Below are 15,262 nucleotides of genomic sequence, written 5' to 3' on the forward strand. Positions count from 1 at the left end.
GTGACAGTGTGCTGGGGGGGGGGAGCAGCCGCCCCCCCCCGCTGGGGGCGGCGCGCGGGCCCCCCCGCCCGCGACCCCCCCCCCCCCGCCGCCCCCCGGTGTCCACCAGCTCGCCGGGGGCCGCCGCCCCGAACCACACCGCCGTACACCCGTGTTCACGCAGCAGCCCCACGGCCCGCCGGGTGGCGCCCGGCGTCGGCAGCAGCATCGTCGTGGGGTCCCGTACGACGGTGAAGGGCTGTTCGGCGTCGAAGGCGGCGGTGGCCTCGGCGCCCTCGCGGCCCCGTTTCCAGGTGGAAGCGTAGACGACCAGCCGCTCGGGGTCGAGCCGCAGGGCCATGTTGTGCAGGAAGGCCTGGATCCCGCCGGGGCGGGGCGGGAAGTCGTTGGTGACGACAAGGGTCTTGCGCATCGCCGCCGAGCCTACCCAACGTAGACTCACCGCTCGGCACGGCCGGGCGTGGGAACAGGGGTTTCAGTGAAAAAGTCGGAGACGCGGCGCACTTTGCCCTGGCTGCTGACCCTCTGGGCGCTGACCCGCCTGATCCTGCTGCTGCTCGTCCTGAAGGTGTGGGTCTTCCCCGGCCCCGACGTCACCAGCGATGTCTCGGTGATCTACCAGGGCTGGTACGAGGTGCTGCGCACCGGAACGTTCCCTCTGGACGATGTCACCTGGCAGTACCCGCCCGCCGCCGCGCTGCCGATCCTCTCCCCCGCCGTGCTGCCGTTCCTGGACTACGCGCAGGCGTTCTTCGTGCTGGCCTTCGCGGCCGATCTGGTGGTGCTGCTGCTCCTGCTGTACGCGGGGGCCCGCCCCGGCCGCAGTCCGCGCGGGGCGTGGGTGTGGGTGGTGGGCGTCCCGCTGCTGGGTCCCACGGTGTACGCCCGCTACGACGTGATGGTGACCGGCGTCGCCGTGGGCGCGCTGCTCGCCGGGGCCCGGCATCCCCGGGTGATGGGGGCGCTGGCGGGGTTCGGGGCGCTGCTGAAGGTGTGGCCGGCGCTGGTGCTGCTGGGTGCGCTGAAGCGCCGGGCGTGGGGGGCGGCCCTGGTGACGGCGGGCGCTCTGGCGGCGGTGTTCTGGCTGGCGATGCCGGGGGCGTTCGCCTTCCTGACCTTCCAGCGGGACCGGGGCACCGAGGTGGAGTCCCTCGGCTCGCTGGTGTTCCACATCGCCCGGCACCACGGCTGGGAGGGGCAGGTGCTGCTGAACTACGGCTCGGTGGAGTTCATCGGCCCGTACGTCGAGTGGGTCAGCGTCGGCGCGCTGGTGCTCAGCGCGGTGGCCTTCGGCTGGCTGCTGGTGTGGCGGCTGCTGGCGGTGCGGTTCGAGGCGCAGACCATGGCCGACGCGGCGTTCGTCGGGGTCCTGATGTTCACCACCACCAGCCGGGTGATCAGCCCGCAGTACATGGTGTGGCTGGTCGGCATAGCGGCGGTGTGCCTGGGCTATCGGGCGAGCCGGATGCGTCTGCCGGTCCTGCTGATCCTCGCGGCCTGTTTCTTCACCGTCCTGGAGTTCCCCCTGTGGTTCTCCCACGTGGTCGCCAGCGACACCCTGGGCGTCACCCTGCTGATCCTGCGCAACGGCCTCCTGGTGGCGGCGACGGTCCTGGCCTCCCGAACCCTGTGGCGAGCGACGGTGACGGCGAGGCCCCCCGGCACCCCGTTGCAGCCCCGCTGGGCCCGCCCGGAGAACACCCGCGTTTCCCCCTGAGGCCCGGCCCGGCAATCCCGGCGGTCCTGAAGCGCCCCGACCGCCGGGCCAACACCACCCGACCTGCCGACACCGCCCGATCCGCTCGCACGGATCGCTGTGCCAGCCTCGACGGACCCACCGACACCGGCCACACTGCCAACCGCAGCCGACCCGCCGACACCACCGCAGCGCCGGCCCACCCGCCGACACCGGCCAGCCCGCCAACACCGGCCGACCTGCTGACACACCGGCCGCTCTGCCGCCTCGGCCAACCCGCCGACACCACCGCTGCGCCGACCCCGGCACACCCGCCAACCTCGACAAGCCCGCCAGCACCGCCGCTGCACGCTGTGCCAGCCACAGCCGACCCGTGAACCTCGGCCAGCCCGCCGGCCACCGGCCGCCCAGAGATCCCAGCCGCCCAAGCGTCGGCCACTCCCCAGACACCGACCACCCCGCTCCCCCATCACCTGCCGTCGCCGCCGAGCCGCAGGCACCCAGCGATGCTGCCAACCCGGCGGGAGCACCGGGCTCGGCACACCGCAGGCGGGAGCGAGCGAGGAGCATCCCGGTCACCCCGCCGACACCGGCCAGCCCGCTGGCACCGGTCACCCTGCCGCCTCAGCCGACCCACCGACACCGATCATCCGACGATCCCGGCCGCCCAAGCACCGCCCCCCAGACACCATCCGCCCGATCCCCCATCGCCCGACCTCCCCGCCGAGCCCCAGGCACCCGGCGATCCCGGCGACCCGGCGGGAACGCCAGACCCCCGGCAGGGCGTGACCCGCCCCAGACGGGGCACAGTCAGCACCCAGTCACCCCACCAACCCTCACCCTCAGCCTCACCTTCAGCCCCGGACACCCCCGCCCCCGCCCCCAGCACCCAGCGGCCAGCGCCCCGGCGGACAGCGCCCCGCAGCCATCACCCCTCCCCCAGCACCCCCACCACATAGTCCCGCCACTCCCCCGTGAACTCTTCCTCCGTCACGCCCAGGACCTTGACCAGGGCCGCGGACACCGCGCCCTCGCGGGTGTCGTGGGTGGCGACCTCTCGGTAGAAGGCGTCGAGGAGGGGTTCGCCCCAGTGGTCGGCGATCATCCGGCAGGCCAGCCAGCCGGACTCGTAGGCGCCGGCCAGGGTGGTGGCGTCGTCGGTGAAGCCGAAGTCGTCGTCGGCGGGGAGGCCCTCCGGTACCTCGCCGGAGGCGACCGCGCGGGCCAGTTCGGGGGCGATCTCGGCGGGGGCGCGGCCGGTGCCCCGATAGCCGGCCCAGTCGGCGTAGCCCTCGGAGAGCCACAGCGGGGTGGCGGCGTTGGTGTGGGCGCGGGTGGCCACATGGGTGGTCTCGTGGGTGAGCACGATCTGCTGGCCGGAGGTACCGAGCACGGCGTACGCCTCGGGGTTGACGATGATCCGGTCGGCGGGAGCGGAGCCGCCGCCGACCTCACCGGTGGTGACCGCGGCGATCCCCCGGTAGGAGGAGGCGGGCGAGCCCAGCAGCCCGGCCATGCCCTCCAGCGACTTCGGTACGAGGACCAGGACGTGCTGCCCCCACTCGGTGCCCCAGGCGTCGGTGACGTCCGGGACCGCGCGGTCGGCGAGGTCGGCGAGGTCCCGCAGGGACTGCTCGGAGCGGCCGGCGCCCATCACCAGGCTGTGCGCGCCGCGGACCACCGAGACCGCGCCCTGGTCCCACAGCTGCTGTCCGGACCCGGAGGCGGGCCGGTCGGACGCGACCCGCCAGGCGCCGTCGGCGGCGCGGGTGAGGGTGAGGGTGCGTGCGGTGGTGACAGGGGCCGCGTCGTAGCCCTCGATCTGGTAGCTCAGCTCGGCGTCCGCGGTGAGGCTGTCCCCGGCGGCACTCGGGGCGCCGACCTCGGTCACCCGGTACGACCAGGCCGCCAGCGGCACCTCGCGGACGTTCTCGTAGCCGCCCGTGGTGTCCCCGGCCAGCAACGCCTGCGCGCGGCGGTCCAGGAGTCGCTGGACGTCCGCGCGGCCGGTGTCCGGGACGGGCGCGCCGCCGCAGGACACCAGGGAGATCAGCAGCGCGCACAGCGCGAGGACCCCGGTGACCGGGGATATCCGTGTCCGCCTTCGACCAGCCATCCGCACGATCGTAAGGCGCGCGGCCCGGTCAGACGCGGGTGACCGAGGCGATCGGCATCATGCCGACCGGGTCGTAGCGCACCGGGGCACCGGGGTAGGGGGCGTGGATGACCTGCCCGTTGCCCGCGTACATGCCGACATGGCTGGCGTCGGAGCGGTAGGTGACGAGGTCGCCGGGCTGTGCCTGGGAGAGCGGCACCTGGCGGCCCGCGTACCGCTGACCCTGGGAGGTGCGTGGGATGGCGACACCGGCCTGCGCGTACGACCACTGGGTCAGGCCGGAGCAGTCGAAGCCGCTGGGACCGTTGGCGCCCCACACATAGGGCTTGCCGACCGCGGACTGGGCGGCGGCCACCGCGGCGCCCGCGCGGCCGGAGGCGGGGACGGCGCCGGAGAGGTCGGGCAGGTCGGTGCGGCTCGCGCGGGAGGCGCGGTCGTAGGCGGCGCGGTCGGCCTCGGTGAGGGAGTTGAGGAGGCGGCGGGCCTCGGTGAGCTTCGTCTCGACGGTCTTCTTGTGGGCGGCGACGGCCTTGCGGCTCTTCTCCAGCTCGACCAGTTTTCCGGCGCCCTCGGAGCGTTCCTGGCCCAGTTCCCGCAGGGCGTCCTGGAGTTCGTCGAGCTGTCCGGCCTGCTGCTCGCTGATCCGGTCCAGGACGGCCGCCTTGTCGAGGTAGTCCTCGGGGTCGTCGGAGAACAGCAGGGCCACGGAAGGGTCGATGCCGCCGGAGCGGTACTGGGCGCCGGCCAGGGAGCCGAGCGCCTCGCGCAGTTCGTTGACCCGCTCCTGCTGCCGGGCGATCCGGTCCTGCGTGCGGCGGACCTGGCCGCGCAGTGCGCCGGTGCGCTCCTCGGCCTTGTTGTACGCCTCGGTGGCCTGCTCCGCCTCGGTGTGGAGGCGGTCGACCTCGGCCCGGGTGTCATCGGCGGGGGCGGCCGGGGCCGACGGCGCGGCCGAAGCCCCTGCGGCGCCGAGGACGGCAGCGGCGGCGGAGAGCAGGGAGACGGCGACGGCACCGGCCCCCCGGTCGAACCCGGACGGTGCCTTACGGCGATGGGACCCCACAGGAAGCCGCGCTCCTTCCACTGGACGGCACACTGGACGACGTACCCGAGACGTACCGGACGACTCAAGCGCCGCGAACAGTAGCCCCGTGACGGGCCGTCGGCCAAAGACCTCCGTGGGCACACACAGTGACGCCCCGCCGCTGACGCAGGTCACCGGCGGGGCGTGGGGTCACTTCGGGGCACGGGGATTCGCCCGTTCGGGCGGTACTCCGTGTCGTGGAGCGGCGTGGATCAGATCCGGACGCCGAACTGGAAGGGCATGTTGTCGATCGACTCGTAGCGCACGACGGTGCCGGTGCGCGGGGAGTGCAGCACCTGGCCGTTGCCGGCGTAGAAACCGACGTGGTGCAGGTCGTCGTAGAAGATGACCAGGTCGCCGACCTGGAGGTCGGACTGGCTGTAGATGCGCGTACCCGCGTTGGCCTGTTCCTGGGAGGTGCGCGGGATCTGCATGCCGGCCTGGGCGTAGGCCCAGGAGGTCAGGCCCGAGCAGTCGAAGGAGGACGGGCCGGAGGCGCCGTACACGTACGGGCTGCCGATCACGCTCTGGGCCGCCGCGTAGGCGGACGTGGTGCGGCTGGAGCCGCTGGCGGGGGCGGTCTCCTCGGTGGAGGCGAGTTCGACGCGCTCGGTGGAGTCGCGGCTGGCGCGCTCCTCCTCGGCCTCCAGGGCGGCCTTCTCGGCGGCGGTGAGGGAGTTGAGGAGCTTCTGGGCCTCGGCGAGCTTGCCCTGGACCTCGTCCTTCTTCTTCTCCAGCTCGGTGCGGGTGGTGGCGAGGTCTTCGAGCTTCTCGGTGGCCTCGGCCCGGTCCTGCGCGAGGACCCGCTGCTTGTCCTGGATCTCCTCCAGGGCGTCGACCTGCTGACTGCTCAGCTTGTCGAGCGTGGACGCCTGTTCGAGGTAGTCGTCCGGGTCGGCGGAGAGGAAGAGCTGGACGGCGGGGTCGAGACCGCCGGACCGGTACTGGGCGCTGGCCAGCGAACCGAGGTCCTCACGCAGCTCGTTGACCTCTTCCTGGCCCTTGGCGACGTTGTCCTGGATGGTGGAGATCTCCTTCTGGAGCTTCTCCTGCTTCTCCTTGGCCCCGTTGTACTTCTCGGTGGCCTGCTCCGCTTCCTCGTAGAGCTTGTCGACCTGCGCCTTCACCTCGTCGGCGCTCGGGCTCTCGCTCGGGGCGGCCTGCGCGGCCTGTGAGCTGATGGCGACAGCAGCCGCTGCGGCGGTGGTCAGCACGGTCACACGTGCACGGCTCGGCTGCTTGGGTCGACGGTGGGACGCCACGGGGGCGAGCTCCTTCTTCCTCCAGCCGCCTACCGACACGCCGGCGGGCGGTGCCCCTCCGCCGTCACTCCCAATGAGTGATCACCCGAGCGGAGGTTCGAGGCCCGACCCTAGTGACCTGGCTGTGATCAGTTCAAATCCTCAGCTGAAAAATCTCGCCCCACTGGTCATTATTTACACACAACTCACAAACAGTGATCCCTGACTGACCGTACGTCGCCTCAAGATCGCACCAATTCGGGCAATCGGCCTGAAGGTTGCGGTTGGGACGCCCCGGTCGCCATGGGGGCGCACACCCGGCAAGCGGTCAGCCTCGGGCGAACCGTTTCAGAAGGACCACCGAGGCGACCGGCCGTGCACCGGCGCGCGCCACCCCGTCGGCCACCTCACGGTCGGTGGAGACGACGATGACGGGCCGGCCCGGCGGCTCGGCGCGCACCAGCTGGCGGATCAGCTCGTCGGCGGTGACGCCCGGCTTGGAGAACAGCACCCGTACGCCGCGCGGGGGCGCCAGCAGCACCGGCGCCGCCAGCTCCGCCCCGTCGAACACACAGGTGACCTCGGCGCCGGACTGCGCGGCGAGCTGCGCGAGCTGGCCGAGCAGCCGCAGGCGCTGTTTCTCCAGCGGCATCTGCGGATAGCCGGTCTTGGTGACGTTGTAGCCGTCGACCACGAGATGCGCCTGGGGCAGCGCGAGCAACTGGTCGAGAATGGCTGGGTCGTGCTCGGACAGGGCACGCGCGGCGATGTCCTTCGGGGTCATCCGGCCCGGCTCGACGGCGTCCACGGTCTCCGCGGGCCGCACCGACACCGGTGGCAGGGCGAGTTCGCGGCGCAGGCCCTGCGCGGCCTCCAGGACGGTGTCCAGCAGCAGCCGTACCCGCATGTCCTCGACGCTGCGGCCCTCGCGCGCCGCGCGCCGGGTGGCCTCCAGGGCGGCCTCGGCCTCACCGAGCCGGGACTTGAGCCGGCGGGACTCGCTCTCGGCGGCGGACACCTGGGTCTGGCCCTCGGTGCGCACGGTCTCCATCTCGCTCTGCACCTTGCGCAGCGCGGCCTCGCCGCGCCGGACGTCGCTGAGCGCCGAACGCAGCTTGCGGTGGAGCGATTCCGCTTCCTTCCGGGCCGCGTCCAGGTCGGTGCGCAGCCGCTCGGTCTCGGTGCGGATCTGCTCCTGGGCGGCGGCCAGCGCGGTGCGCAGCCGCTCCAGCTCGGCGCGGTTCTCCTCGTCGACGCGCTCGGCGTCGGCGCGCTGGGCCTCCTCGCCGGCCGCGGTGACCAGCTTCACCCAGCCGGTGGGCCGCAGCACGTACGCCGCCGCCGCCACGTCGAGCGGATCGGCGGCCGGGGGCGGGGCGCCGGAGTCCAGCGCCCCGGCGATCTCCGGCTGGGCCTCGCGCAGCTTCTCGCCGATGCGCTGGCGGAACAGCGGGTCGGTCTCCAGGGCCGCGGCCATCGCGTTGCCGGCGAACTTGGCCCGCCGGTTCGCGGTGAAGCGGGCGTACTGCCGCAGCTGCGCGGGCAGCTCGCCGACGGTCAGCCCGCCGAAGCCGTCGGAGACGATCTGCACGACCCGGCGGCGCACCCCGTCGGGCAGTGGACGGTCGAGCACCTCAGCGGCGCCGTCGTCCGGCCCCCCGCCTGTGGTCTCCACCATCCGTCACCCCAATACCTGTGCCGATCCCGGCGCGGGATCGGCGGTCCGGGGGCCCCGTCCTCCCTCAGGAGTCGGTGCCCGGCCTGTCCACTAGCTCCACCTGGTCCACCGCGTTGCACCAGCGGCAGCGCACCGTCTCGATGGTCTCACTGAGCACCTCGCGCTCCTCGACGTTCGGCGCTCCGGCCAGATCGAGGTGGACGTACTCGACCACCTTCGACGAGCGCGTCACATCGAAGCGGGTGAGATTGCCGCACAGGGCGCAGCGCCACCGCGTGGTGGCGGTGGGCAGGGGAACCGTCATCGTGACCGTCCGCTTCCTTCTCTGTAGGTCCGGGTGCTGTGGGTCCGGGTGCTGTGGTCCGGGTGCTGTGGGTCCGTGAGTTCCCCGGGCCCCGCGAGTCCGTGGGCCCCTGGAATTCCCGGAGGTCCCAGGAGGTCCCGAAGGCCCCGGAACCCCTTCCAGTGTCCGCGACGCACCAGGTTCCCTGGAACGTGTGGGTGGTAACCCTACGGCCTGGCGGCCGGGCGCCGCCCATCTCATGGCGGCGGCGAGGCGGTCTGGGCGGTTGCGTCCCGGTACGTCATGCTCTGTAGCCATGATCGGCAACTGGAGCGGGACAGCGGGCCGGACGGCGGCGCTGCTGCGCAGGCCGGCGGGTCCGGTGACGTGCGCACTGATCGCGGCGTGCTGTCTGGTCTTCCTGATCGGCCCGGCGTCCGGATTCAATCCGGCGTACGGCACCGGCGACGAGCTGCTGGCCGCCCAGCGGGTCTATTTCCGGCACTGGGGCGTCGTGCCCGCACAATTGTTCGAGGGCGACCCCCGGGCGGTGCTGACCCCCGCCACCGCGCTGTTCGTGCACGGCAGCTGGGTCCATCTGCTCGGCAACATGCTCTTCCTCTACGTCTTCGGGGTGATGACCGAGGACCGGATGGGCCGGGTGGAGTTCACCCTCTTCTATCTGGGGTGCGGCTATCTCGCCCTGCTGGGGTACGCCGCCGCCCACGCGGACTCCGATCAGTCGCTGGTCGGCGCCTCCGGGGCGATCTCCGCGGTCCTCGGCGCCTTTCTGTGTGCCTTCCCGCGCGCGCGGGTGACCAGTCTGCTGCCGTTCCTGTTCTTCCTGCCGCTGCGCTTCCCGGCCTGGGTCGTCCTGCCGTTCTGGGTGGCCCTGCAATGGGTGGCGGCGGGCCGGGCCGCGCAGGGTCCCGGGGTGGCCTATCTCGCGCATCTGATCGGCTTCGGCCTGGGCTTCTGCTACGCGTGGGCCCGTTTCGGGGGGACGGCTAGAGTGAGGTCCGCCCCAGCTCCGGCCCCCGAGGGAGAGAACCAGCCGTGATCACCGCGATCGTCCTGATCAAGACCAGCGTGGACCGGATTCCGGAGATCGCCGAGCGGATCGCCGCGCTGGAGAGTGTCAGCGAGGTGTTCTCCGTCACCGGTACCTATGACCTGATCGCGATGGTCCGGGTCAAGGAGCACGAGGAACTGGCCGAGGTGATCCCGGGCCGGATCAGCAAGATCCCCGGCGTGGAGGGCACGGACACGCACGTCGCCTTCCGCACCTACTCCCAGCACGACCTGGAGGCGGCCTTCGCGATCGGCCTGGATTCCTAGGACCACCACCGGCCGGACTCCCGGCACGAGGGCCCGTGGCGACGCGGGGACGGGGCCGTCGCGCGGAGGGGGCGTGAGACCGCAACGGCCCCCTGAGCACCGTACGGCCCCTTGGAACACCTCCACCGCCTCCACCACGCGCGCACCCCACCGAGCGAACCCTCCACCGATCCCACGAGGCACCCCGCCGAGCGACCCGGCCGAGCGCGACCCCACCGGCACCCTGCCCCACGCCCCGGCTCCATGAAGACTTCCTCATCTTCACTTCATCCTCATTACCGGACGGCCCCCGCAGCATCGATGCCATGGTCTTCTCCCACCGCCTGGCGGCCCTCGCCGCCGTCGTCGTGATCCCGCTCGGGATCGCCGCGACCAGCTTCGTCCTCACCGACCGGCCGGAGTCGCCGGAGGTGCCGGCCAAGGTGGAGCTGGACAGCGGCTCCCCCACCACGAGCCCCGACCGGCCCGCCCCCACCCCCAGCGACGAGGTGGTCTCCCCGCCGCCCGCGACCGACGCCCCCGGGGCGCCCACCGGCCCCGCCGCAACACCGACCGACCCTCCCCCCACGCCGCCCGGCGGCACCGGCCAGAGCAGCGGAAACCATGACGACGACGGAAGCGAACCAGCCGGCCCCGGTGCCGGGGACGACGACGGCGCGGACGACGACGGGCCCGGCGGGGACGACGGCTGAGCACGGCCGGGCGCGGATATCCGCCCGGGTCCGCATCCTGCTGTGGCTGCTGCTGGTGATGACCGTGGCCTTCGGCTCCGTCGCCACGACCGTACGGACGATCCTGCTGCGCGACACCGATCAGCGGATCGCCGATCTGCTGGCGCAGGAGGCCGTCGAGTTCACCCAGTTCGAGGGGCGGGGCATCGACCCCGCCAGCGGACGGCCGTTCACCGACCCGGCCCGGCTGCTGCGGGTCTTCCTGGAGCGCCAGCACGCCGACGCCGACGAGGAGCTGATCGGGCTGGTGGCGGGCCCCGGCCCGGACCCCGCGAAGATCATTCAGCAGCGGGAGATCCCGGCCCTGCTCCCCCTGCACGAGGACACCGTCGCCCGCCGGGAGATCTTCGGCTCCCCCGACGCCACCGGCACCGTGGAGCGCCCCATCGGCGACATCCGCTGGGCCAAGGTGGACATCGCCCCCTACGGGGGTGATCCGCAGGCCGCGTTCGTCGTCGCGTTCCACCCGCAGCGCGAGCAGGACCGCGCCGACGAGGTGTTCCGCATCCTGCTCGCCATCTCCGGCGTCGCCCTGCTGATGACCACCGGCATAGGGTGGGTCGTCGCCGGGCGGATACTGCAACCCGTACGGCTGGTGCGGGCCGCCGCCGCCCAGCTCACCGAGCAGGACCTCACGCGGCGCATACCGGTCCACGGACGCGACGACATAGCGGCCCTCGCGGAGACCTTCAACGCCATGCTGGACCGGCTGGAGCGGGCCTTCGCCGCCCAGCGCGAGTTCGTCGACGACGCCGGGCACGAACTGCGCACCCCCATCACCATCGTGCGCGGGCACCTGGAGGTGATGGGCGACGACCCGGCCGAGCGGGAGGAGACCGTCCGGCTGGTCACCGACGAACTCGACCGGATGAGCCGGATCGTCGAGGACCTGCTGCTGCTCGCCAAGGCCGAACGCCCCGACTTCGTCACCCCCGAACCGGTCCAGCTCGCCGAACTCACCGCCGACGTCTACGTCAAGGCCCGCGCCCTGGGCGAACGCGACTGGCACCTCGGCGAGGTCGCCGACGCCGAGGTCCGGCTCGACCCGCAGCGCATCACCCAGGCCATGGTCCAGCTCGCCCAGAACGCCGTCCAGCACACCGGCCCCGGCCAGCGCATCAGCATCGGCTCCCGCGCCGAGGGCCCGCACATCGAGCTGTACGTCGCCGACCGCGGCTCGGGCGTCCGGCCGCAGGACGCCGATGTGATCTTCGAGCGCTTCCGGCGCGGCACCGCCCGGCGCGGCACCCGCGGTTCCGGCGCCGGACTCGGACTGTCCATCGTCCGCGCGATAGCGGAGGCACACGGCGGCCGGGCGAGCCTGCACGACACCGACGGGGGCGGCGCCACCTTCGTACTCACCCTGGAAGAAGCACGTCCATGACGGGAGAGGCACGCCCATGAACCGCATCCTCATCGTGGAGGACGAGGAACGCATCGCCTCCTTCGTGGAGAAGGGTCTGCGCGCCAACGGCTTCACCACCACCGTGGTCGCCGACGGCGAGGCGGGCTACGAGTACGCGCTCACCGGCGGCTTCGATCTGATCGTGCTGGACATCGGGCTGCCGGCCCGCGACGGCTTCACCGTCCTGCGCGAGCTGCGCGAGGCGCGGGTGAGCACCCCGGTGATCGTGCTGACCGCGCGGGACTCGGTCCGTGACACGGTGGCCGGCCTGGAGGGCGGCGCCGACGACTGGATGACCAAGCCGTTCCGCTTCGAGGAACTCCTCGCCCGGGTCCGGCTGCGGCTGCGTACGGCGGCCAGGGCGCCCGAGGTCACCGTCCTGAAGTCCGGCTCGCTCACCCTGGACCTGCGCACCCGCCGCGCCCGCTCCGGCGAGCGGACCGTCGATCTGACGGCCCGTGAGTTCGTGCTGCTGGAGCTGTTCCTGCGCCACCCGGGACAGGTCCTGTCCCGCGAGCAGATCCTGTCCCATGTCTGGGGCTACGACTTCGACCCCGGCTCGAACATCGTGGACGTCTACGTCCGGGCCCTGCGCAAGAAGCTGGGGGCGGAACGGGTGGAGACGGTACGGGGGATGGGGTACCGGCTGCCCGGGTGAGCCGGGGGCGTGCGTCCGGGTGGGCCCGGGGCGCGCGTCCGGGTGGGCCTGGGGGCGCGCGTGGAGGGTGAGCCGGGGGGCGCGTTCGGGCGGGTGTTCCCGGCGCTCGAACGCCCGATGAAGGCCCCTCACCAGGCCGCATGAAGTCCCTTTCATCGACGGCTCATCATGGGCTCACCGCCCGCGTGAACGCTCGATGGCGTGACCCTGAACCTCCGACTGACCGTGGGCCTGTGCCTGGCGTTCTCGCTGTGCGCCGCGCTGGCGGTCCCCGGCAACTTCCCCGGCCTGTCCGGCACCGCCCGGCTGACCCTCGCCGTCTTCGCCCTGGCGACCTGTCTGTGGATCGCCACCCCGATCGACGACACCTACATCGCGCTCGGCGCCGGACTCGCGCTGACCGTGACCGGGGTGATCAGCAGCGACACGTTCTTCGGCACCCTCGGCGACTCCACGGTGTGGCTGCTGATCTGCGCGTTCGTCCTGGCGGCCGCGGTCTCCCGGACGGGGCTCGCCGGACGGGCGGCGGCGTTCCTGGTCGGCGGGGCCCGTACCGTACGGCAGTTGACGCATCTGACGACCGCCGCGCTGGTGGTCACCGCGTTCGCCGTCCCGGCCACCTCGGGGCGGGCCGCGCTCGCCCTGCCGGTGTTCCTGGCGCTGGCCAAGGTGCTGTCCGGGCACCGGCGGCTGGTGGTGATGCTGGCGCTGCTGTTCCCGACGGTCATCCTGCTGTCGGCGGTCGCCACGCTGATCGGCGCGGGCGCCCATCTGATCACGGTGTCGGTGCTGTGGGAGACGACCGGGGAACGGGTCGGGTTCACCCAGTGGCTGCTGATCGGGCTGCCGCTGGCCATAGCGTCCTCGCATCTGGCCGCCGAGGTCGTCCTGCTCACCACCACCCGCCGGGCGGACCGCAAGCTGCCGGTCGAGATCAGCGCCGACGACATCCAGGAACACACCGAGCAGCCCGTCACCGGGCCCTGGTCGGCGGCCGAGTCGCGCTGCGCGCTGCTGCTGGCGACCGTCGTGATGCTGTGGTGCAGCGAGCCGTTGCACCAGGTGCCGCCCGCGCTGGTCGCGCTGATCGGGGCCGTGGTCGCCTCGTCGCCCGCGCTGGGCACCGTACATCTGAAGGACGCCCTGAAGACCGTGCCGTGGTCGTTGCTGCTGTTCATGGCGGCGACCATGGCGATGGGGGTCGCGCTGTCGGACTCCGGGGCGGCGAAGTGGCTGGTCTCCGGGCTGCCCGCCGGGGTGGGGCCGGAGGTGTTCCTGGCGGTGGTGGTCCTCATCAGCACGGCCGCGCACCTGGTGTTGCAGTCGCGGTCGGCGCGGTCCTCCGTGCTGGTGCCGCTGGTGGTCGCGGCGGCCGTGGGGGTCGGGGTCAATCCGGTCGCGGCGGCGCTGGCGTCCACGGCGGCGGCGGGGTTCTGCCACACGCTCCCGGCGTCCGCGAAGCCGGTCGCGCTGTTCGCGGACGTGCCGGGGGTCGCCACGTACGCGCCGCGCGATCTGCTGCGGCTCTCGGCGTTCCTGGCGCCCTTGACGGCTCTGCTGGTGTTCGGGTTCGCGGTGGTGGTGTGGCCGGTGATGGGGGTGCCCCTGCGGTAGCGCCGTCCGTCGCGCCCCTGAAGGAAGACGGGCGTTTCCCTTCCGACCGTTTCGAAGGAGCTGTTCGATGCTCTCCCTCTCCCGTATCGCCATCGCCCCCAGCGGGTTCAAGGAGTCACTGTCCGCCCAGGCCGCCGCCGAGGCCATCGCGGCCGGGGTGCGGCGGGTGCTGCCCGATGCCGAGGTCGATCTCATCCCGCTCGTGGACGGGGGCGAGGGCACCGCCCGTGCCCTCGCCACCGCCGGGGGCGGACGGCTGGTGGCGCTGTCGGCCACCGGGCCGCTCGGCGAGGTCATCGGCACGCATTTCGCGCTGCTGGACTCCGGGCGCACCGCCGTGGTGGAGATGGCGGCCGTGGCCGGGCTGTCCCTCGTCCCGGCCCGCCTGCGCGACCCCGGGGCCACCACCACCTACGGCGTGGGTGAGCTGATCCGGGCCGCGCTCGACACGGGCGCACGGCGGATCGTCGTCGGCTGCGGGGACTCCGGGACCTCGGACGGGGGCGCGGGGGCGCTCCAGGCCCTGGGGGCACGGCTGCTGGACCCGGACGGCTTCGAACTCCCGCAGGGTGGAGGGGAGTTGGTACGACTGCACCGCATCGACCCGACCGGGCTCGATCCCCGACTGGCCGGGACGGAGATCCTCGTCGCCTGCAACCCGTACAACGTGCTGTGCGGCGAGCGGGGCGTGGCCCGGGTGTTCGGGCCGCAGAAGGGGGCCACCCCGGCGCAGGTGGAGCGGCTGTCGGAGGGGCTGGAGCGGTGGGCGTACGTCCTGACGCGCGACCTGCGGGTGCGGGGCACCGACTTGCGCTCCGCGGCCGGGACCGGTGCCTCGGGCGGGCTCGGTGCCGGGCTCGCGGCGCTGGGGGCCCGGCTGAGGCCGCGCTTCGAGGTGCTGCTGGACCATCTCGACCTGGACGCCCGGCTGGCCCGCGCCGATCTGGTGCTGACCGCCGAGGGCGCGCTCGACGAGCAGACCCAGCGCGGCAAGGTCCCCGGCGAGGTCGCCCGCCGCGCCAAGCTGTACGACCGTCCCGTACTCGCCCTGGCCGGAACCCTCGGCAAGGGCGCCCACGACGTACCCGGAGTGGACGCCTGCCATGGCATCCTGCCCGCCCCGATGGCCCTGGCGGAGGCCCTGCTCCGAGCGGCGGAACTCCTCACCGACGCCACCGAGCGTGCCCTGCGGATGATCGTGCTGGGCGCCCGGCTGCCGACTCAGGCGGAGGTGTCGGGGACGCAGCGGCCGTCGACGGTGCGGTAGCTCCGGCGGGCGACGCGATGCTGCCCGCTCAGGCGGAGGTACCGGGGAGGCACCGCCCGTCGACCGTACGGGTGGCCAGGGCGAGCGATACCAAGCGCGCGACCGCCCGCTCAGGCCGAGGCGTCCGGGGACGCACCGCCCGTCAACCGCC

General features: G+C 73.0%; 13 protein-coding genes and 1 pseudogene. 8 read left to right on the plus strand and 6 right to left on the minus strand.

The genetic code is table 11. The annotated features are described in order from the left end of the window. Nucleotides 1–412 (minus strand): annotated as a pseudogene (locus tag ACFXAZ_RS32245) (alpha-(1-2)-phosphatidylinositol mannosyltransferase); the annotation flags it as partial. Between the two features lie 66 nt (nt 413–478). On the opposite strand from ACFXAZ_RS32245, the gene ACFXAZ_RS32250 reads away from it, so the two are divergent. After that, the gene (locus ACFXAZ_RS32250; protein WP_384598352.1) at nt 479–1,717 is read left to right on the plus strand and encodes a glycosyltransferase 87 family protein; all 1,239 of its coding nucleotides are present in this window, start codon (nt 479–481) and stop codon (nt 1,715–1,717) included. Between the two features lie 907 nt (nt 1,718–2,624). Here ACFXAZ_RS32250 and ACFXAZ_RS32255 read toward each other — a convergent pair. From ACFXAZ_RS32255 to ACFXAZ_RS32275, 5 genes are all read right to left on the minus strand, one after another. Beyond that, nucleotides 2,625–3,812, minus strand: coding sequence for a hypothetical protein (locus ACFXAZ_RS32255; protein ID WP_384598354.1), 1,188 nt, complete (start codon nt 3,810–3,812; stop codon nt 2,625–2,627). Between the two features lie 28 nt (nt 3,813–3,840). Further along, complete coding sequence (locus ACFXAZ_RS32260) at nt 3,841–4,875, minus strand: NlpC/P60 family protein (RefSeq protein WP_384598356.1); 1,035 nt, start codon at nt 4,873–4,875, stop codon at nt 3,841–3,843. Nucleotides 4,876–5,108: 233 nt separating this feature from the next. Then, on the minus strand, nt 5,109–6,158 hold the full coding sequence (locus ACFXAZ_RS32265; protein ID WP_384598358.1) for an NlpC/P60 family protein: 1,050 nt from the start codon (nt 6,156–6,158) through the stop codon (nt 5,109–5,111). Nucleotides 6,159–6,465: 307 nt separating this feature from the next. Next, complete coding sequence (locus ACFXAZ_RS32270) at nt 6,466–7,815, minus strand: NYN domain-containing protein (protein WP_384598360.1); 1,350 nt, start codon at nt 7,813–7,815, stop codon at nt 6,466–6,468. Nucleotides 7,816–7,879: 64 nt separating this feature from the next. After that, nucleotides 7,880–8,119: a hypothetical protein gene (locus ACFXAZ_RS32275; protein ID WP_382692065.1), complete on the minus strand. Its 240-nt coding sequence runs from the start codon at nt 8,117–8,119 to the stop codon at nt 7,880–7,882. 295 nt (nt 8,120–8,414) lie between these two features. On the opposite strand from ACFXAZ_RS32275, the gene ACFXAZ_RS32280 reads away from it, so the two are divergent. From ACFXAZ_RS32280 to ACFXAZ_RS32310, 7 genes are all read left to right on the plus strand, one after another. Further along, nucleotides 8,415–9,158 (plus strand): rhomboid family intramembrane serine protease, encoded by a 744-nt coding sequence (locus ACFXAZ_RS32280; RefSeq protein WP_382692064.1) that lies wholly within the window; start codon nt 8,415–8,417, stop codon nt 9,156–9,158. Further along, a complete protein-coding gene (locus ACFXAZ_RS32285) occupies nt 9,155–9,436 on the plus strand; it encodes an Lrp/AsnC family transcriptional regulator (protein ID WP_382692063.1) in 282 nt (93 codons plus the stop codon). The genes ACFXAZ_RS32280 and ACFXAZ_RS32285 overlap by 4 nt, the downstream gene beginning before the upstream one ends. A gap of 305 nt (nt 9,437–9,741) precedes the next feature. Continuing rightward, the gene (locus ACFXAZ_RS32290; RefSeq protein WP_384598362.1) at nt 9,742–10,128 is read left to right on the plus strand and encodes a small secreted hydrophilic protein; all 387 of its coding nucleotides are present in this window, start codon (nt 9,742–9,744) and stop codon (nt 10,126–10,128) included. Then, on the plus strand, nt 10,040–11,551 hold the full coding sequence (locus ACFXAZ_RS32295; RefSeq protein WP_384598364.1) for an ATP-binding protein: 1,512 nt from the start codon (nt 10,040–10,042) through the stop codon (nt 11,549–11,551). The genes ACFXAZ_RS32290 and ACFXAZ_RS32295 overlap by 89 nt, the downstream gene beginning before the upstream one ends. 16 nt (nt 11,552–11,567) lie before the next feature. Further along, nucleotides 11,568–12,230, plus strand: coding sequence for a response regulator transcription factor (locus tag ACFXAZ_RS32300; RefSeq protein ID WP_382692060.1), 663 nt, complete (start codon nt 11,568–11,570; stop codon nt 12,228–12,230). A 201-nt stretch (nt 12,231–12,431) separates the two neighbouring features. Further along, nucleotides 12,432–13,844 carry an SLC13 family permease gene (locus tag ACFXAZ_RS32305; RefSeq protein ID WP_384598367.1) on the plus strand — a complete coding sequence of 471 codons (1,413 nt, stop codon included), beginning with the start codon at nt 12,432–12,434 and terminating at the stop codon, nt 13,842–13,844. A 67-nt stretch (nt 13,845–13,911) separates the two neighbouring features. Then, on the plus strand, nt 13,912–15,111 hold the full coding sequence (locus ACFXAZ_RS32310) for a glycerate kinase (protein ID WP_384598369.1): 1,200 nt from the start codon (nt 13,912–13,914) through the stop codon (nt 15,109–15,111). The last annotated feature ends 151 nt before the right edge of the window (nt 15,112–15,262 follow it).

The organism is Streptomyces sp. NPDC059477 (genome assembly GCF_042749375.1).
In the GTDB taxonomy this organism is placed as follows: domain Bacteria; phylum Actinomycetota; class Actinomycetes; order Streptomycetales; family Streptomycetaceae; genus Streptomyces.